The sequence below is a fragment of the Glycocaulis alkaliphilus genome (assembly GCF_004000605.1).
Classification (GTDB): Bacteria; Pseudomonadota; Alphaproteobacteria; order Caulobacterales; family Maricaulaceae; genus Glycocaulis; species Glycocaulis alkaliphilus.
This window is the reverse complement of record NZ_CP018911.1, coordinates 2861092-2878990: the sequence shown is the minus strand read 5'-3', so window position 1 is coordinate 2878990 and position 17899 is coordinate 2861092. Positions and strand designations below refer to the sequence as shown.

General features: G+C 62.9%; 17 protein-coding genes. 9 read left to right on the top strand and 8 right to left on the bottom strand.

The window, feature by feature from the left end; all coding sequences use genetic code 11:
• Positions 1 to 9: 9 nt before the first annotated feature.
• Complete coding sequence (gene gltB / locus X907_RS13655) at positions 10 to 4524, bottom strand: glutamate synthase large subunit (RefSeq protein WP_127568922.1); 4515 nt, start codon at positions 4522 to 4524, stop codon at positions 10 to 12.
• A complete protein-coding gene (locus X907_RS13650) occupies positions 4521 to 5957 on the bottom strand; it encodes an NAD(P)-dependent oxidoreductase (protein ID WP_127568920.1) in 1437 nt (478 codons plus the stop codon). Before X907_RS13650 ends, gltB begins: the two co-directional genes overlap by 4 nt.
• Positions 5958 to 6191: 234 nt before the next feature.
• On the opposite strand from X907_RS13650, the gene X907_RS13645 reads away from it, so the two are divergent.
• The 9 genes from X907_RS13645 to X907_RS13605 all read left to right on the top strand — a co-directional run bounded on the left by X907_RS13645 (position 6192) and on the right by X907_RS13605 (position 12908).
• Entirely contained in the window at positions 6192 to 6392 is a 201-nt protein-coding gene (locus X907_RS13645; protein WP_127568918.1) for a (2Fe-2S)-binding protein, read from the top strand.
• 122 nt (positions 6393 to 6514) lie between these two features.
• Positions 6515 to 6991, top strand: coding sequence for a bacterioferritin (gene bfr / locus X907_RS13640; RefSeq protein ID WP_127568916.1), 477 nt, complete (start codon positions 6515 to 6517; stop codon positions 6989 to 6991).
• A gap of 40 nt (positions 6992 to 7031) precedes the next feature.
• Entirely contained in the window at positions 7032 to 7568 is a 537-nt protein-coding gene (locus X907_RS13635; protein ID WP_127568914.1) for a hypothetical protein, read from the top strand.
• An 843-nt stretch (positions 7569 to 8411) separates the two neighbouring features.
• Positions 8412 to 9293 (top strand): ZIP family metal transporter, encoded by an 882-nt coding sequence (locus X907_RS13630; protein WP_127568912.1) that lies wholly within the window; start codon positions 8412 to 8414, stop codon positions 9291 to 9293.
• Positions 9290 to 9583, top strand: coding sequence for a ZrgA family zinc uptake protein (locus tag X907_RS13625; protein WP_127568910.1), 294 nt, complete (start codon positions 9290 to 9292; stop codon positions 9581 to 9583). Before X907_RS13630 ends, X907_RS13625 begins: the two co-directional genes overlap by 4 nt.
• Positions 9584 to 9657: 74 nt before the next feature.
• A complete protein-coding gene (locus X907_RS13620; protein WP_233352595.1) occupies positions 9658 to 10044 on the top strand; it encodes a ZrgA family zinc uptake protein in 387 nt (128 codons plus the stop codon).
• Between the two features lie 274 nt (positions 10045 to 10318).
• Positions 10319 to 10633: a DUF3299 domain-containing protein gene (locus tag X907_RS14640; RefSeq protein WP_233352403.1), complete on the top strand. Its 315-nt coding sequence runs from the start codon at positions 10319 to 10321 to the stop codon at positions 10631 to 10633.
• A 296-nt stretch (positions 10634 to 10929) separates the two neighbouring features.
• Complete coding sequence (locus X907_RS13610; RefSeq protein WP_127568906.1) at positions 10930 to 11493, top strand: acyloxyacyl hydrolase; 564 nt, start codon at positions 10930 to 10932, stop codon at positions 11491 to 11493.
• A gap of 125 nt (positions 11494 to 11618) precedes the next feature.
• Positions 11619 to 12908 carry an adenylosuccinate synthase gene (locus X907_RS13605; RefSeq protein ID WP_127568905.1) on the top strand — a complete coding sequence of 430 codons (1290 nt, stop codon included), beginning with the start codon at positions 11619 to 11621 and terminating at the stop codon, positions 12906 to 12908.
• A gap of 152 nt (positions 12909 to 13060) precedes the next feature.
• Here X907_RS13605 and X907_RS13600 read toward each other — a convergent pair whose 3' ends face one another.
• The 6 genes from X907_RS13600 to rimM form a co-directional block, all read right to left on the bottom strand.
• A complete protein-coding gene (locus tag X907_RS13600; protein ID WP_127568903.1) occupies positions 13061 to 14215 on the bottom strand; it encodes an FAD-dependent oxidoreductase in 1155 nt (384 codons plus the stop codon).
• 58 nt (positions 14216 to 14273) lie between these two features.
• On the bottom strand, positions 14274 to 15356 hold the full coding sequence (locus X907_RS13595; protein ID WP_127568901.1) for a glycerophosphodiester phosphodiesterase family protein: 1083 nt from the start codon (positions 15354 to 15356) through the stop codon (positions 14274 to 14276).
• 156 nt (positions 15357 to 15512) lie between these two features.
• On the bottom strand, positions 15513 to 15896 hold the full coding sequence (rplS, locus tag X907_RS13590; RefSeq protein WP_127568899.1) for a 50S ribosomal protein L19: 384 nt from the start codon (positions 15894 to 15896) through the stop codon (positions 15513 to 15515).
• The gene (trmD, locus tag X907_RS13585) at positions 15893 to 16597 is read right to left on the bottom strand and encodes a tRNA (guanosine(37)-N1)-methyltransferase TrmD (RefSeq protein ID WP_127568897.1); all 705 of its coding nucleotides are present in this window, start codon (positions 16595 to 16597) and stop codon (positions 15893 to 15895) included. The genes rplS and trmD overlap by 4 nt, the downstream gene beginning before the upstream one ends.
• Before the next feature lie 12 nt (positions 16598 to 16609).
• Entirely contained in the window at positions 16610 to 17314 is a 705-nt protein-coding gene (locus X907_RS13580) for a GIY-YIG nuclease family protein (protein ID WP_127568895.1), read from the bottom strand.
• Between the two features lie 2 nt (positions 17315 to 17316).
• Entirely contained in the window at positions 17317 to 17841 is a 525-nt protein-coding gene (rimM, locus tag X907_RS13575; RefSeq protein WP_127568893.1) for a ribosome maturation factor RimM, read from the bottom strand.
• Between the last annotated feature and the right edge of the window lie 58 nt (positions 17842 to 17899).

Genomic DNA, 17899 nt, shown 5'->3' with positions numbered 1-17899 from the left:
CGTAATGCGTCAAGCCTTCGCTTTCGCCACCCCGCCGCTCTCCGCATAGCCTGCCTCGAAGGGGCGGACATGGCGGATGGCGCGTTTGCGCCGCTCCCAATCGGCCAGTATCGCCGCGCCGTGGCGTGAGCCGGTGGCGGCGACATGGGTTTCGATCAGCGCCCGGCAACGGGTCTCCGCCTCGCCGTCGAGATCGCTGACGAACACGGTTTCGGCGTTCAGGCGCGGCTCCAGCCGGTCATCCTCATCCAGCACGAAGGCTTCCCCGCCGGTCATACCAGCGGCGAAATTATCGCCCACCTTGCCGAGGATCACGGCTACGCCGCCGGTCATATATTCGCAGCCATTGGCCCCGCAGCCCTCGACCACGACCGTGGCCCCGGAATTTCTCACCGCAAAGCGCTGGCCGGCCCCGCCTGCGGCGTAGAGCGCGCCGGAGCTTGCCCCGTAGAGCACGGTATTGCCGATGATCGCATCGCCCGGTGCCTCGCGCGTACAGCCGCCAAAGGGCCGGATGGCGATGACCGCGCCGGAAAGACCCTTGCCGACATAGTCATTGGCATCGCCTTCCAGCTCAATACGCAGACCCTTGGCGGCAAAGGCGCCGAGCGACTGCCCGGCAGAGCCGTTCAGATGCAGGGTAAGCTGGCCATCGCTGAGGCCATCGGGGCCGAACTTGCGCACGATGGCCGAAGAGACGCGCGTGCCGACAGCGCGGTCCGTGTTCCTGACATCATAGACAAGCTGCATCTTCTCAGCCCGAGAGAAAACGGCGCTGGCGTCTTTGAGGATCTGCTCATCCAGGCTCGGCGCAACGGCATTGCGCTGGGTGCGCGTTGAGCGCGGCGGGCGGGCATGGGGGTCCACGCGCACCAGCAGCGGATTGAGGTCGAGATCGTCGAGATGCTCCGCGCCCCGGCTGACCTGATCGAGCAGGTCCGCGCGCCCGATCACGTCTTCAATGGAGTTCGCGCCGAGCCTTGCGAGAATCTCGCGGGCATCGCGCGCAATAAACGTCATCAGATTGACCACGTGATCAGCGAGGCCCGTAAAGCGCTTCCTCAGCTCATCATCCTGCGTACACACGCCGACAGGGCAGGTATTGGAGTGGCACTGGCGCACCATCAGACAGCCGAGCGCTACAAGGCTCGTGGTGCCGATGCCGAACTCTTCCGCGCCCAGCATGGCGGCAATCACCACATCGCGCCCCGTGCGGATGCCGCCATCGGCGCGCAGGGTGACGCGCTCGCGCAGACCGTTGAGCGAGAGCACCTGATGGGCTTCAGAGAGGCCCAGCTCCAGCGGCGCGCCGGCAAACTTGATCGAGGTTTGCGGGCTTGCGCCCGTGCCGCCAACATTGCCCGAAATCAGGATCACATCGGCATGCGCTTTTGCGACGCCAGCCGCCACCGCGCCAACACCAGCCGCGCTGACGAGTTTCACCGCCACGCGGGCATCGGGATTGATCTGCTTCAAATCATAGATGAGCTGGGCGAGATCCTCGATGGAGTAGATGTCATGGTGCGGCGGGGGCGAGATCAGCGTCGTGCCGGGAACGGCATGGCGCATTTTCGCGATAAATTCGGTCACCTTGAAGCCTGGCAGCTGGCCGCCCTCGCCGGGCTTTGCCCCTTGCGCGACCTTGATCTCTATCTCACGGCATTCATTGAGGTATTGCGCGGTGACACCAAACCGCCCTGACGCGATCTGCTTCACGGCGGAATTCATGTTGTCGCCATTGGGCAGGGGCTTGTAGCGGGCCGGGTCTTCCCCGCCTTCGCCGGAGACGGATTTGGCCCCGATCCGGTTCATGGCGACGTTCAGCGCGCCATGGGCTTCAGGCGAGAGCGCGCCAAGGCTCATGCCGGGCGTGACAAAGCGCTGGCGTATCTCGTTGACGCTCTCGCAGGCCGAAATGTCTATCGACGGACCAAGCGCGCGCATATCCAGAAGATCACGCAGCTGGATGGGCGGCTTGGCCGCCTGCAGCTCCACGAACTGGCGGAAGGAGGCGTAATCCTCATTACGCACGGCCTTTTGCAGGGCGGTGACGCTTTCGGCCTCCACTGCATGCACCTCGCCAGAGGCGCGCTGGCGGTAGAAGCCGCCGACGGGCAGGCGCACCGCGCCTTCTTGTCCCCACGCCCAGCGATGCAGCTCGGCGAGTTTCTGTTCCAGACCGGAAAGACCGACGCCGGAAATGCGGCTGGTGACGCCGCCCAGATATTCCGAGGCCACGGCGCGCGAGAGGCCCAGCACCTCGAAATTACATCCGCCGCGATAGGAGGAGATGACCGCAATCCCCATCTTGGAGAGGATTTTCATCAGCCCGGCATCGAGCGCCTTCTTCATCTGGAAGGCGCGCTTTTCCGGGCTGAGCTGGCCGAGGCCGCGCAGGGTGCGCGTCACCACGGTTTCAAAGGCGACATAGGGGTTCACGGTTGTTGCGCCGAGGCCGATCAACACTGCGCAGGCATGGGCGTCCATCGCATCGGCGGCGCGCACGTTCAGCGAGACATGGGTGCGCAGCCCCTCGCGCGTCAGGTGCGTGTGGGCCGCGCCCACGGCCAGCGCCATCGGCACCGCGCAGCGGTCCGGCCCCAGAGCCTCATCGGTGAGGACGAGGTGCTGGGCCTTGCCGTCGCGTACTGCGGCGGCTGCATCGGCGCGGATACGGTCGAGTGCGTCACGAAGCCCTGTGCCGTCGCCTGATGCGTCTTCAAGCGCGAAGGTGCAGTCAATCTCTGCCACGCCCTCGCCCAGCACGCCGCGCAGGCGCTGATACATGCCATTGGTGAGGATGGGGCTGTCCAGCACGAACACGTCGGTCTGCGTCTCGTCGCTGGCGAGGATGTTTCCGAGGTTCTTGAACCTCGTTTTCAGGCTCATCACCCGGCCTTCACGAAGCGGGTCGATGGGCGGGTTGGTCACCTGCGAGAAGTTCTGCCGGAAATAGTGATAGACAGGCCGGTAGCGCGTGGAGAGCACAGCCAGCGGGCTGTCATCACCCATACTGCCTATGGCTTCCTTGCCGTCCTCGGCCATCGGCGCGAGGATGATCTCAATCTCTTCCAGGGTGAGCCCGGCGGCTGCCTGACGGCGCGCACGCATTGCCTCGTCCCACAGGACAGGCTCAGGGCCGGGGCCAACTTCCGCCTCAATGTCGCGGATATTGGACAGCCATTCATCGTATGGGTGCTTGGCGGCCAGATGGTCGAGTATCTCATTGGCGTCGTAGAAGCGCCCGGCATCGAGATCGACCGCCACCATGCGCCCAGGCTCGATAGAGCCGCGCCGCGCCACGCGCGACTGGGGCAAAGGCGTCATGCCAGTTTCAGAGCCGACAACCAGCAGATCATCTTGGGTGCGCAGCCAGCGCAGGGGCCGCAGGCCATTGCGGTCCAGCCCCGCCACCGCCCAGCGCCCGTCGCAGGCGGCGAGTGCGGCCGGCCCGTCCCACGGCTCCATCACCGAGTTGCAGTGCTCGTAGAGGCCGCGCCAGCGGGCTGGCATGATGTCGGCCTTTTTCGACCAGGCTTCGGGGATGAGGAGGGCCTTGGCCATGGGCGCGGTGCGCCCGGCGCGCACCAGCACCTCGAACACCTGATCAAGGGCGGCGGAATCTGACGAGCCTGCCTGGATGACGGGTTTGACCACATCTTCGGCATCGGCAAAGGCCCGGGAGGCCATGAGAATCTCATGGCTCTTCATCCAGTTAACATTGCCTTTGAGCGTGTTGATCTCGCCATTATGGGCGAGCATGCGGAAAGGCTGGGCGAGCTTCCATTCAGGGAAGGTGTTGGTCGAATAACGCTGGTGGAAGATCGCGAAGGAGGAGACGAAGCGCTCATCTTTCAGATCGGGATAGAACTGGTCGATGGCTTCGGCCAGGAACATGCCCTTGTAGATGATGTCGCGCGTGGAGAGCGAGGCGATATAGAAGCCGGGCAGGTTTTCCTCGCGCGCGCGCTTCTCGATGCGCCGGCGCACGATATAGAGCTGGCGGTCGAGGATATGGGCTTTCTTGCCGCGCGGATCGTCAAACAGGATCTGTTCGATGGCGGGCCGGGTCGCATTGGCCTTTTCGCCGAGGCAGGACGGGTCAACCGGGGTCTGGCGCCAGCCATAGAGGCGGAAGCCTGCACGCAGGATTTCAGTTTCGACAATCGTGCGCCCGCGCTCCTGCGCGGCAAAGTCGGTGCGCGGCAGGAAAATCATGCCCACGGCGACCGGGCCTTCACCTGGCACATGGCCGGTGCGCGCCACCTGCTCTTTAAAGAAGTCCTGCGGCACGCCGACGCGCACGCCCGCCCCGTCGCCGGTCTTGCCATCGGCATCGACCGCGCCGCGGTGCCAGACGGCTTTGAGCGATTTGATCGCCAGCTCCACCACTTCCCGGCGTGGCTGGCCGTCTATCGCGGCGATAAGGCCGACGCCGCACGCATCGCGTTCAGAAGCCGGGTCGTAGCTGCCCGCCTCGATGAGACGCTGGCGGCTTTGCAGGTATTGCGTGATCTCGTTCATTCGGCAGGCTCCAGCTCGCGCGTCTGCTCTTCTGCAACGCGGGCCATCAGATCGGCATGGATGGTGGCGGCGGCGTCCTGTCCGTCCTTGATGGCCCAGACCACCAGAGACGCGCCGCGCACAATGTCGCCGCCCGCATAGACGCCAGGAATGCTGGTGCGGCAGCGCTCGGTCACGCGCACCGTGCCGCGCGGGGTCAGCACAGGACCGCCCCCGCCGCAGGCCGTATCCACATCCTCGGCTTCATAGCCGAGCGCCGCGATGACCAGATCGCCGTCCAGATCGGCCTCCGCGCCGTCCAGCACGACCGGCTGGCGGCGGCCATCAGCGTCAGGTGCGCCAAGCCCCATGCGCTGCACGCGCACGCCCGACAGCGTCGTGGCATCGCCTTTCAGCGCCAGCGGGGCCGACAGCCATTCAAACACCACGCCCTCTTCCTCGGCATGGGCCACTTCGCGGATGGAGCCTGGCATGTTCTCCCGGTCACGCCTGTAGAGACAGGTGACAGCGGCTGCGCCCTGACGGATGGCCGTGCGCACGCAGTCCATCGCCGTATCGCCGCCGCCAATGACGATCACCTTGCGGCCTTTGGCCTGCAGGCGGGCTTCGTCGGCAATCGTCTCACCAAATCCGCGCCGGTTGGAGGCGATGAGATAATCCAGCGCCGGGATCAGGCCTTCACTGCCAGCACCGGGGCAGGTGAGGGCGCGCGCCTTGTAGGTGCCGATGGCAAGAAACACCGCGTCATGGCGGCTTCGCAGCTCATCAAGGCTCACATCCTTGCCGAGTTCGGTATTGAGCTGAAACGCCACGCCGCTCTGTTCGAGACGCTGCGTGCGCCGCTCCACGACCGATTTGTCGAGCTTGAAATTGGGAATGCCATAGACCAGCAGCCCGCCCGCGCGGTCATGGCGGTCATAGATTGTGACCGAATGGCCCTGTTCACGAAGGCGCTCAGCCGCCGCGAGGCCCGCCGGGCCAGCCCCGACCACGCCCACGCTGAAGCCGGTTTCGCGCTTCACCCGGATGGGCTTTATCCAGCCCTCTTTCCACGCTGTCTCGGTGATATGGGTTTCCACCGCGCCAATCGTGACCGCGCCATGGCCGGACTGCTCGATCACGCACGAACCCTCGCACAGACGATCCTGCGGGCAGATGCGTCCACAGATTTCCGGCATGGTGGAGGTGGCGCTGGAGCGCTCCCAGGCCTCTTCCATGCGCCCTTCGGCGGCCAGCATCAGCCAGTCTGGAATATCGTTGTGCAGGGGGCAGCCCGACTGGCAGAAGGGCACGCCGCACTGGGAGCAGCGGGCGGCCTGATCGGCTCCGGCCTTGGGATTGAAGGGCGCATAAATCTCGCCGAAATCCCCGCGCCGCTCTTTGGCGGGGCGTTTGGCAGGGTAGCTCTGGTCCAGCTCTGTGAAACGGAGCATGGCGCTCTCCTTCTCGGCGAGAAACTAGTGAAGTCGGCTGCACGGCGCGCGTCAAACATCCTCGCGCTTTGTCCGTACAACTGCTGCATTGCAACATGAAGATGACACTTCCGCAAGCGGCTCTACGCCTCTTCCTGCCAGGCGTAATTGACAATCATTCGCAGGCGTGAGAGATGCAAATGCGAATGCGTCGCGATAAGGCGCATTTCCCGGCAGCCAGAAGCGGTCCCGCCCATGTATGTGTGCATCTGCAATGCCCTGAAATGCTCGCAATTTCGCGATGCCGCCAAAGGTGGCGCGCAGGACGTGACGAGCGCGTTCAAGGCGTGTGGTGCCAAGCCGCGCTGCGGGCGCTGCTTTGAGGAGGCGGCCAGCCTGATTGAGCAATCGATGGCACCCATGGACGCGATGCCGCACGCCATCGCCGCCGAGTAGGCGCGCGCTGCAAACGCCTCTTAGAAACAAAAGCAAACAAAATCAGGGGCTTGGGCTTTCGTCTCCGCGCTCTATCCTGTAGCCTGTGCGCAAATCAGGCAAACCGGCAGGAGGCGAGAGCCATGAAAGGCGATAACGGCGTTATCGAGCATCTCAACAAGGCGCTCAAACTGGAGCTGACCACGGTCAACCAGTATTTCCTGCATGCCCGCATGTTCAAGAACTGGGGCTTCAACAAGATCGCCAAGATCGAGTACGAGGAATCCATCGACGAGATGAAGCATGCCGACATGCTCATCGACCGCGTCCTCTTCCTGGAAGGCTTGCCCAATGTGCAGGATCTCGGAAAGGTGATGATCGGCGAGACGCTCAAAGAGTGTCTGGAGCTTGATCTCAAGGCCGAGCTGAAGGCGCACCCGATCTACAAGGACGCCATCGCCCATTGCGAGGAAGTGCGTGATTATGGCTCACGCGATCTGCTCGAAGTGATCCTGAAATCGGAAGAAGAGCATATCGATTTTCTGGAAACCCAGCTCGAACTCATCGGCCGCATAGGCGAGGACCGCTATATGCAATCGATGATGGGCGAGCAGGAGTAGGGGGCTAGCGCCGATGCGTCACATCTAAGGAAGAGCCGTAATGTTTGGCATCAAGCTTCTTCTGATTATGCAATCGGCGTTTCATTTTTATAGCGTGGACGCCGGAACTGTATCCTTTGTCTACCGGGACAGCCTTCATCAGCAGGGCGAAGTGGAACTGGTACGTCTTCGAGCCAGGGACCTGCATTTTGCAATGACGGATTGCTCCAGCGAAGAGCTTTTCTGCCTTCAGGATCAGACGGGCTATGAGATTGCCTTCCCGAAATCTCCGCAGGTGCCTGATCTGATTTTCGGCCGTTACGAAAGTTGGAATACAGGGCGTTATACCTACAACGTACTCCATGAAGCTGTAACTATGTTCCGGGAATCGGCCATGGTCTACACAATCAGGCGCTCGGGAGGTGGCCGGCCAGATACGCTGTTCCAGATGTCGACCGCGTGCGGACTGATCTATGCCGAGTTCACTGGACATGAGCTCACAGATGAAGTGCCCCCGGACTCACCGGATGTGCTCAGATTCCACACACCGGATTGCGGCTATTTGGCGAATTGGGTCAACGCTGCCGAGCCGGGCTAGCAGGCTCAGCGGGTCCATGCCTGCAACAGGGATGTCCTCCCCCGTTTACGGGGGGGGGGGATGGGGTGACTAGCTTGCCAGACGGAGGGGGGAACCTTATTAAGTAATCCCCCCCCCCCTCGGCCCTTCGGGCCACTCCCCCCGTAAACGGGTGGAGACACCATGGCTGGCCCGGACACCCGCCTACCCGGGCGCAGGTGAATTTGGCTTTGATGTCCAACGCCGCGCATTGCGGCGGCGACAGTTTGGCTTGAAACCTCCGCAACCTCGGGGTACTATTTGGTAGTAGAGGCTATGAATTTAGATATATAGAATGAAGTGAGGGATGGGTAAATTTATCAATTATTCCATGAAATACATTTTAAAATTGGTCGGCATGGCGATTCTGTCCTGTTTGCTTTTTGGCGCCCTTCTTTCATTTGGGCACTTAAACATACTGCTTTCTTTTGTGGCATCAGCGATTGTAGCCTATATTTCTGCAAATAACATTATACCTGACAGTGGTTTATTGGCCAGAGTTTTTGTTTTTATCATTATATTTTTGATTTCATTTTTAACTCTGACATTTGGTAGGCACGATTTTCTTTTATAATGTGCATTGCCGCTCATATATATTATCTTCTATAAGATCATTTATTGGCCGTCACTCGTCTTGCTATTCTATTTCTCTCCCTCAAACTCGGAAACCTGACCCTGCCCTGCGAGACCCCCCACACTTTTCTCACCCGCTCCGCCTTGTCAGCGCGGCCCTGAACCGCTAAATCCAGACCTTGTTACAGAATAACGTTACGGCAGCGCGCCGGATGGCGCTGATGCTGCCGGTCTGGAGCCCTCTTGGATTCGGTGACGCTCACGCTTGTATTTGCCCTGCTGGCTGCGGGTGTGGTGCTGCTCACGCTCGCCGGCATGCGTTTTGCCGCGCGCTATACGCGCGCGCATTCGCCCCTGCTCGCCGCGTTTTCCGCTGGCCTCCTCCTGACGATTGCGGTCCTTCACCTGATCCCGGAATCGCTGGCGGGGTCTCCCATCGCGGTGTGGATGATCGGGGGCGGGCTGGTGCTGGGCCTCGTCCTGCGCCGGGCTGCGGGCCTGTTCGCGCCGGACCGCGATTCTGCCGCCGCGCTCGCGCCCGTGCTGGCGATTGCGCTGCACGCCGCCTTTGACGGGCTGACCTACACGATCGCCTTCGCCTCTGATTCCTTCTCCGGCCTCGCTGCCGGTGCGGGCCTGCTGCTGCACAAGCCCGCAGACGCCGCCGTCTGCTTCATCCTGTTGCAGCGCGCAGGGGTCAGCGATGGCCGCGCCGCGCTCTGGTCTTTCCTCGCCGCTGGCGCCTCCACCCTCGTGTTTGCAGGCATTACCGCGCCGTTTGCTGGCGCGCTGTCGCCTGCGCTGGTGGCGGGATTGCTGGGTCTGGCTGCCGGCGTGCTCATCCATGTGTCTGCCGCGCACCTTCTGGTTCACGCGCGCACGGGCGGGCTTCGCCGCGCCGTGCCGATGGTGATGCTTGGTATTGTGGCAGCAACCGGCCTGACGGCGGCCCACCGGGCCGGGCACGACTATCACCATCATGCCCACGACCATGATCATGATCACGCCCATGACGATGCGCTGGTGATTTCTGCCGCGCCGCATTTTGGCCCCGTGGGCGGTCCAGCCTCACCGAGGAACGGTGATGGGCACACAAACGTTCATCGTGTGAGCCAATCAGGAGAGCAGCCATGAAACGTTTCGTCCTCGCCACGCTTCTTGCCGGAACCGCCATCGCGCCTGCCCTCGCGCAGGAGCATGAGCATCGTCACGCGGGCACCCATGTTCACGGCCTTGCCGAGCTGGCCGTGGCGCTCAATCCCGATGGCACGCTGGTCGCCGAAATTGAAAGCCCGCTCTACAATCTGATCGGTTTTGAACGCGCGCCGCGCGATGAGGGCGAGTATGCGCTGGTGGGCAGGCTATTGCCGCCCTCGAAAGCGATGCCCGCCCGGCCTTCAACGCAGAGGCCGGCTGCAGCCTGAGCGAAACTCAGCTTGAGGGTTTCCCGCCGGCCAGCGCGCACGGCCACCACGACGATGATCATGAACATGAGCACATGGACCATGATGGCGAGGAGCCACACGGCCATGACCATGATGATCACGGGCACGGTCATGATGAAGCCGATCATGACCACGATCACACGCATGATCATTACGGCGATCACAGCGAGGCCGAAACACCTCCCGGCGATCACGCCCATGACCACGGGCATGGCCACAGCCACGGTCACAGCCATGGGGACGGCGCACGGCGCTATTCTGACGGCTTTGTGACCTGGACATTTACCTGCACATCGCCGGAGCGGCTTACCCGCATTGATGCGGGCAGCCTGTTCGCCGGTTTTGACCGTCTGGAGCGCGTAAACATTCAGTTTTTTGATGGCACGCGCAGTGCGGCAGAGACGCTGACGCCATCGTCGTCAACGCTCTCGATCCGCTAAAGCTGTTATATTATAACGTGTAAGCCGTGCTTGCCGGGGGCGGAGTGTATGCACACATTCCGCCCATGGTGTTGCGCGCTCTTCTAATCAGCCTCTTTGTGACCGTCAGCCTGCTGGCGGGGAGCGCCCATGCGGGCGATGGTGACAGTGTGCGCTCCATCGTCTGGGCAGACCTTCTTCCCGAAGGCGAGGGGAGCGTCTTGCCCGCCTGCAGCAGATGCAGGCAGTGGAGCTTGGCTTTGATCATTTCGGAACCGAGCAGTTTCCCCAGATCATGAGTTTTGCCGCGGTCGAGGCGCTGGACGGCCAGCGCGTGCGTCTCGGCGGCTATATCCTGCCGTTTGACTATTTCTCCGGCGGGCGTGTGACCCGCTTCCTGCTGGTGCCCTATGTGGGTGCGTGCATCCACGTGCCGCCGCCTCCGCCCAACCAGCTGGTCTATGTCGAGACCTCCGAGCCGGTGCAGGTCGATGGCTTGTGGGATCCGGTTTTCGCTGAAGGCGTGCTGCGCATCCAGCGCCAGGACACCGATCTTGCCAGCGTGGCCTACACGCTGGAGCTGGATTCGATCACGCCCTATCGTCCGTAACCGAACGAAACGCCGCCGCGTGATTGCCCCATTAACGGGCCTAAACCGCCATTCTTGACCGCTAGCCATGATGAGCCGGAGATGCCGACTCCGGTGGCGTACGCGGACAAGCACCATTCTTGCGAAGCGTGTGCCGGGATCCGCCCGGATGTCCCAGCGCGGCACACAAATCGCACTGAGGGGGGCGATGGAGCGCCAGCGCGGCGCCGTGGCGGGTCCCACTTTTCGCCTTTCGTAGCGCTTTTATTTCCCCGCTTTGCGACATATGCTGCGCCCGACTCATCGAGGGGAATCCCATGCGCAATTTTATTGTCTCCGGCCTTGCTCTTGCGGCGCTGACGGCCGGTGCGGCCCAGGCCCAGATCAGCGAGTTCCGTCTGGGCGTCGTCGCCCATGATCTGGCACGCAATATCGAGGACGGGGTGCAGATAAGCGGGCAGATCGTGTTCGACAGCCCGGATTTCCTCTCGCCGGTATGGTCGCCGCGCCCGTATCTGTATGGCTCGTTCAACTCGGCGGGTAACACCAATCTGGGGGCAGCGGGTTTCCTGTGGACCGGCAATTTCTCCGAGCGCTGGTCGGTCGATGGCGGGTTCGGCATCGCCTATCATGACGGCGTACGCGACATATCCCAGTTGCCACCCGGCGACCCGGACCGTATCCGGCTGGCCAATTCACGTGCCCTTCTGGGCTCGCGTTTCCTCTTTCATACCCAGCTGGGGCTGGATTATGCCGTGACGCCGAACGTCGCTGTGGGCGTGTATTACGAGCACTTCTCCAACGGTCAGATTCTCGGCCAGGGCCGCAATCAGGGGCTGGACGAGGTTGGCGCGCGTATCAGCTGGCGGTTCGGGCGCTAGACGCCCATCTGGCTGGATGCAGCGCTCCGGGCAGGGACAATCCACATTGATCTGAGTACGCGCCCTTGCGGGGTGCGCCTGCGCCCTATAAGCCGTCATTCCGCGTATCAAGCGGAGTTTCTCTCATGGCCAATGTAGTCGTCGTCGGCGCCCAGTGGGGTGACGAGGGCAAGGGAAAGATTGTCGACTGGCTCTCCCTCAGGGCCGATGTGGTGGCACGATTTCAGGGCGGGCATAATGCCGGTCACACCCTTGTGGTGGACGGGGTGGTCTACAAGCTGTCGCTGATGCCCTCCGGGGTCGTACGGGGCAAGCTCTCGCTTCTGGGAAATGGCGTTGTCATCGATCCCTGGGCTTTCCTCGCCGAGGTGGAGAAGGTGCAGGCCCAGGGCGTTGCCATCACGCCGGACCTTGTAAAGATTGCCGAGACCGCCGCTCTCATCCTGCCCGTCCACCGCGACCTTGATGGCTTCCGCGAGAATCGCGATGACGGCATGAAGATCGGCACCACCCGCCGGGGCATTGGCCCTGCCTATGAGGACAAGGTGGGCCGCAGGGCGGTGCGCGTGATCGATCTGGCCGACGAGCAAGGCCTGCGCGCCCGCGTGGCAGACCTTTTACACCATCACAACGCCATGCGCCGTGGCTATGGCGAGGCGGAGTATTCTGCTGACGAGCTGGTCGCTGCGCTTCTGGAGATTGCGCCGAAAATCCTGCCCTATGCCGCGCCGGTCTGGCGGCTGCTGGATGAAGCGATTGCCGAAGACAAGAAAGTGCTCTTCGAGGGCGCGCAAGGCGCCTTCCTCGATGTCGATCATGGCACTTATCCCTTCGTGACCAGCTCCAACACGGTTTCAGGGCAGGCCGCTGCCGGTACCGGTGTTGGCCCCGGCAAGACGGGCTATGTGCTCGGCATCGTGAAGGCCTACACCACGCGCGTCGGCGAAGGCCCGTTCCCGACCGAGCTGACCGACGAGACCGGCCGCCTGATCGGGGAGAAGGGCCACGAGTTTGGCACCGTCACCGCCCGCCAGCGCCGCTGCGGCTGGTTCGATGCCGTGCTGGTGCGCCAGTCTGCCAAGATCAACGGGCTCAATGGCATCGTGCTGACGAAGCTCGATGTGCTCGACGGCTTTGAGACGCTCAAAGTCTGCGTCGCCTACGAGCTCGACGGTAAGACCATTGACCGCCTGCCCGCCTCCACCGCCGAGCAGGCGCGCGTAAAGCCCGTCTACGAGGAGATGGAAGGGTGGAGCGGCTCCACCAGGGGCGCGCGCTCCTGGGCCGATCTCCCCGCCGAGGCCGTCAAATATGTGCGCCGGATCGAGGAGCTGATCGAAACGCCGGTCGCCATGGTCTCCACCAGCCCGGAGCGCGAGGACGTGATCCTGATGCAGGATCCGTTTAGGGGGTGAGCGCCGGTCCGCGGGATGAACGGTTTCCTCCCCCGTTTACGGGGGAGGTGTCAGCGCAGCTGACGGAGGGGGGACACTTTTCTTTTCAAAATCCCCCCCTCGGCCCTTCGGGCCACTCCCCCCGTAAACGGGGGGAGAAAACGATGCTGCCTCTACTCCCCCACCCTCTCAATCCCTGCCACCCGCCTTGCAATACGGGCATGACCGTCGAGCTGGCGGGCAGTTTCCTCCGTTGAAGGCATGGTGTCTGCGACATCCAGATCGGTCGTGCCGCCGAGCACGACCGAGCTGCGGCGCGGGAACATGTAGAGTATCCCGCCCTCCGAGGCGCTATAGGCATAGTCGAGCTCCGGCTGGGGCAGCAGCATGGTCAGCTGGCCCGCCATGGGCCGCAGCTCGTCATCGCCGAAGAGATCGCGCGCGCCGAGCCCCGTGCAGTTGACGATCACCCGCTCGGAGAGGCGCGAGACATCGCCTACATCCTCGAAGCGCGCCGTGACGATGCGCCCGCCCGCGTTTTCGAAGTCACCCATCAGGGCGCGTAAGTATATGTCCGGATCGATCATCAGCACGTGGTTTTCAACTACGCTTGGATAGCCGAACCAGCGCTCCGGGTCGGTATGACGGATCAGGCCCGGATATAGATGGTCGAGCGGTTGCGGCTCGCGCGGGGCATCGGGTGTGCGCAAGGAAAAATCATACTGGCGCAGCCAGTACACCCCGTAGCGAGGGTCTTGTGCGTAGTGCTGGAAGGCGCGCTGACTGACGCGTGCCGCCGTCACGAAGCGCGCCACAAAGGCCTCGTCCACCGCATGGCGGCGATAGAGGCTGGACGGTCCCCAGACCGCGCCGGCAATGTTCGACGTGGTATGGGGCGGCAGCGCGTCTGCATAGATGGTCACATCCATGCCCCGGCGGCGCAGGAGCAACGCCGTCGTCAGCCCGATCACGCCGCAGCCCAGCACGGCGACGGAGCGCTCGGATGTGGCGGCCAGCAGCGCGCGTTCGGCCTCGGCGGCGGTGCCCCAGCTCATCGTCACGCCCGCGCCGCCATGGCCATAGTGATGAACCAGCGTCTTGCGCCGGTCAAAGCGCTCGGCGCGCACCACATAGCCCGTCTCGCGAAAGGGTCTCAGCCCCACCACCTGACGGATGATCCGGCGGGGCGAGATGTCGGCGGGCACGAAGTTGGGCGGTTGGTCCAGTGACGGCGTGCGTGCCCCTGCGCGGCCCGCAGAGACCAGAGGCGCGGCGGCAAGGCCAAGCCCCGCGCCAGACAGGAGTTTCAGGGCGGAACGGCGGTCCATGGGCAGGCCTCACGAGGATGTCGAAGACACCAAGCCTGCCCTTAGCCCAGCAAAAAATCTATTCCGCGTTCAGCATCTCCTCGCGGATGCGCACCGCCGTATCAGGAAAATCCGTGAACACGCCGTCCACGCCCAGCGCGAACAGGGCGCGAAGCTCGTCATCGGTATCGCCGTCTGTGAGCAAGGAGGGGCGGTCATCGCGGTGGGTCCAGGTGTGGACCACCAGACCCAGCGCATGGGCGCGTTCGAGATAGCCGGTGCTGGAGCCGTCAGGGTTCAGCAGCAGGCCCTTGTAGGCGCCGATGGCATCGGCGAACTCTGCCACCTGCTCGAGGCTGTAGCCATTCATGTTCCCGCCGTCCTCGTCACCATAGTGCAGCATGGCCAGCGGCAGCGGCGTCATCGGGCGCAGGCGTTCCAGGAAGGGCGCGTCAAAGGACTGGATGATAACGAGGGAGTCTTCTGTATTGAGGCCGCGCGCCTCCAGCTCTGCAATGAGGATGGGAGCCGGATCAAGCCCCATGGCGGTGTGCTCTGCCGGCAGCTTGATTTCAGGCTCGACCGGGATTTCGCAGCGGCAGCGCGCCTGCATCCCGTCCACCATGTCGAGGAAGTCCCCAAAGCTCATAAGCGGGAAGCGGTCATTATGCTCTTGCGAGCGGTCGGGGAAGACCTGGCGCGCGTTGAGCGATTGCAGCTCCTCGGCGGTGAAGTCCATCACCCACCAGTCATTGCGGCCCATCAGTTCGCGGCGGCGGTCGGCAAACTCCTCGCGGGCTTCCACATCGGTGGAAGTGGAGAGGTAGGGGTCGTGACGCACGATCAGCACGCCGTCGCGCGAGACCATCAGATCGGGTTCGAGAATGTCCGCGCCCTGCTCATTGGCGAGCTGGAAGGCGGGCAGGGTATGCTCGGGGAAATATCCGCTGGCGCCCCGGTGGGCGATGATGGCGGGCAGCTCGCCCGTCAGCGTGGGGAAGGTGCCGATTTCACCGGCATCCTCGGCCAGCTGGCCGGAAATTGCATCAGGCGCGCCTTGGGGCGGGGCCACGTCCCCGGCGGGCGGCTCGTCTGCCGGATTGCAGGCGGCCAGCGCTACGAGCAGGGCAGGCAGGAGAAGACTGGTGCGCAGGAATGACATGATGGCCCCCAAGGCTGGATTCGTTTCGGCCGGGAGGTTAGCCGGTCTGACGTGTCAGTGGCAGTGACAAATCCATGACGGCCGGGCGGAATGTAAACACGAAAAACGCCCACCGTTGCCGATGGGCGTCTTTGCATTCCAGCAAAGCCGAAAAAATTAGTCGCGGCTCTCGATGCCGTGGCCCGAGGTGCGCTCGGCGATACGGGCAGATTTGCCGCGGCGGTCGCGCAGATAGTAGAGCTTGGCGCGGCGCACATGGCCCTTGCGCTTCACCTCGATGCTGTCGATCAGCGGCGAGTAGAGCGGGAATACGCGCTCGACGCCTTCGCCAAACGAGATCTTGCGCACGGTGAAGCTCTCATTGAGCCCGCCGCCTGAGCGCGCGATACAGACGCCTTCAAAGCGCTGGACGCGCTCGCGCTCGCCTTCGCGGATGCGCACGCCGACGATCAGCGTGTCACCGGCGGAAAATTCCGGGAGCACCTTCTCGCCAAGAACGCGCGTGGCTTCTTCCTGCTCGAGCTTCTGAATGAGGTTCATCTCGTCTCTCCATCCCGCCGCTGATGTCTCGCCCAGAGATCCGGACGGCGGTCCTTCGTTGCCTGTTCTGCCTGCTCGCGCCGCCATTTGGCGACCTTTCCATGGTCGCCGCCCAGCAGCACTTCGGGGATCTCCCGTCCCTCCCACACCCGCGGGCGGGTGTATTGGGGATATTCGAGGAGATCACCCTCGAAACTCTCGTCCTCGGTTGATGCCATTTTGCCCAGTACGCCGGGGATCAGCCGCACGCACGCCTCGATGAGGTATTGCGCGGGTATCTCTCCACCGGCAAGGACGGCATCGCCGACGCTTACCTCTTCCATGCCGCGCGCCTCGATGACCCTCTGGTCGAAGCCTTCAAAGCGCCCGCATACCAAAATCACGCCCGGCCCTTCCGCCCACTCCCGGACCATCGTCTGGGTGAGCGGTTTGCCGCGCGGTGTGAGGCAGATCAGCGGGCGCGCCTTGCGCTCCACACTGTCTACCGCTTCCGCAATCACATCCGGGCGCAGCACCATTCCAGGGCCGCCGCCAGCGGGGGTGTCATCAACGGAGGCGTGCTTATGACGGGAAAATGCGCGGATGTCCACAGTCTCTAGCGCCCATTTGCCCTCTTTGAGCGCAGTGCCGATCAGCGACACGCCCAGCGCGCCGGGAAAGGCTTCCGGATAGAGGGTGAGAACGGTGGCGGTGAAGGTCATGGGGTTAGCCTGCTATTGAAACTTGCGGCGCTTGAAAGCGCGCAGATCAGCAGGCGTCAGCTTGAACCATTCGCCACCGGCGCGCCGGTCAGCAAACCTGCTGTGCCAGTATGCTTCAATGCCGACCGGATCATCGGTTTTAATAGCGTGTTCGAGTGTCGTTGCTTCTGGAAGGCTGACGCTGACCTCTTTGATCCGGCGTTCCAGATTGTCCGACCGTCCGATCTTAAAGTGGGTGCCGGACTTTAGCAGGTATACATAGCCGTCAGCCGGGGCTGGCTTCTCACCAGAGCTTGTTGGCTCATTCGGCAACAGTTCACGGATGTCATCAAACTCCGGCTTGTCCGCTATCCAGCGTTCTAGAGCGTCAAGAAGCCCGGCTTTCGACCCGAAGTGCCCGTTGAAGGTGGTGTGGCCGGGAAAGCCCGGCTTCTCTTTCGCATACATCCGAAGGTCGATGTGCGCCGGTACGCGTCCGAAACGTCTGATAGCATCGATATAATGAGATAATACGTCCTCGGACGGCAGCCTTTCGGTTTTCTTGTTGGGCTCGAAACCCGCGTCCTTAAGAGCGTCTCCCCAGCTTCGCCAATGAACACCATGCCACTCGGGTTTGCGGATGCCGGTTTGGCCCTCGAAAGCATCCCGACCTGGAGCGCGCCCCAACTTCGCCGCCACGCGCCTTATCTCGGAAATGATTTCATCTTTGCTGCGCATGGCTACCCCTCAACCCCTTCATCGTCCGCATTGATCGCTTCGGGCGGGTTGATGACGAGGCGGGACTTGGCAATCTCCACCACCGGCACGGCCTCGCGGGTGAAGGGGATGAAGAGCGCGCCATCTGGCCCGGTCAGCTCCAGTATGTCGCCCGCGCCGAAATCATGCACGGCCTTCACCCGGCCTGCGGGTGAGCCATCCATATGCTCGGCGTGCATGCCGATAAGGTCGGTATAGTAGAACTCGTCCTCGTCCGGCTCGGGCAGGGCGGAGCGGGGAACATGCAGGAGCGTGCCCTTCATCGCCATGATCTGCTCGCGGGTGACGGGCTCTTTAAAGGAGACGATCACGGCCTCACCCCCCGATGAGCGGGCGGTTTTCGGCGTGAGGATCGCCTTGCCGTCCTTATCCAGGAAAGGGCCGTAGGAGGCGACATTGGCCGCATCGCCGAAGGCGCGCAGCTTCGCCTCGCCCCTCACCCCATGGGCGCCCACAATGGCGGCAATGACGATGAGGGGGTTGGTCATGGGATCATCATCTCATCTCGTCATTCCGGAAGCCCTTCGGATGAAGGGCTGTCCGGAA

Excerpts from the sequence above, each read along its gene's own strand:
- gltB (WP_127568922.1), bottom strand. The coding sequence starts at position 4,524 with ATGAACGAGATCACGCAATACCTGCAAAGCCGCCAGCGTCTCATCGAG.
- X907_RS13650 (WP_127568920.1), bottom strand. The coding sequence starts at position 5,957 with ATGCTCCGTTTCACAGAGCTGGACCAGAGCTACCCTGCCAAACGCCCC.
- X907_RS13645 (WP_127568918.1), top strand. The coding sequence starts at position 6,192 with ATGTATGTGTGCATCTGCAATGCCCTGAAATGCTCGCAATTTCGCGAT.
- bfr (WP_127568916.1), top strand. The coding sequence starts at position 6,515 with ATGAAAGGCGATAACGGCGTTATCGAGCATCTCAACAAGGCGCTCAAA.
- X907_RS13635 (WP_127568914.1), top strand. The coding sequence starts at position 7,032 with ATGTTTGGCATCAAGCTTCTTCTGATTATGCAATCGGCGTTTCATTTT.
- X907_RS13625 (WP_127568910.1), top strand. The coding sequence starts at position 9,290 with ATGAAACGTTTCGTCCTCGCCACGCTTCTTGCCGGAACCGCCATCGCG.
- X907_RS13620 (WP_233352595.1), top strand. The coding sequence starts at position 9,658 with ATGGACCATGATGGCGAGGAGCCACACGGCCATGACCATGATGATCAC.
- X907_RS14640 (WP_233352403.1), top strand. The coding sequence starts at position 10,319 with ATGAGTTTTGCCGCGGTCGAGGCGCTGGACGGCCAGCGCGTGCGTCTC.
- X907_RS13610 (WP_127568906.1), top strand. The coding sequence starts at position 10,930 with ATGCGCAATTTTATTGTCTCCGGCCTTGCTCTTGCGGCGCTGACGGCC.
- X907_RS13605 (WP_127568905.1), top strand. The coding sequence starts at position 11,619 with ATGGCCAATGTAGTCGTCGTCGGCGCCCAGTGGGGTGACGAGGGCAAG.
- X907_RS13600 (WP_127568903.1), bottom strand. The coding sequence starts at position 14,215 with ATGGACCGCCGTTCCGCCCTGAAACTCCTGTCTGGCGCGGGGCTTGGC.
- X907_RS13595 (WP_127568901.1), bottom strand. The coding sequence starts at position 15,356 with ATGTCATTCCTGCGCACCAGTCTTCTCCTGCCTGCCCTGCTCGTAGCG.
- rplS (WP_127568899.1), bottom strand. The coding sequence starts at position 15,896 with ATGAACCTCATTCAGAAGCTCGAGCAGGAAGAAGCCACGCGCGTTCTT.
- trmD (WP_127568897.1), bottom strand. The coding sequence starts at position 16,597 with ATGACCTTCACCGCCACCGTTCTCACCCTCTATCCGGAAGCCTTTCCC.
- X907_RS13580 (WP_127568895.1), bottom strand. The coding sequence starts at position 17,314 with ATGCGCAGCAAAGATGAAATCATTTCCGAGATAAGGCGCGTGGCGGCG.
- rimM (WP_127568893.1), bottom strand. The coding sequence starts at position 17,841 with ATGACCAACCCCCTCATCGTCATTGCCGCCATTGTGGGCGCCCATGGG.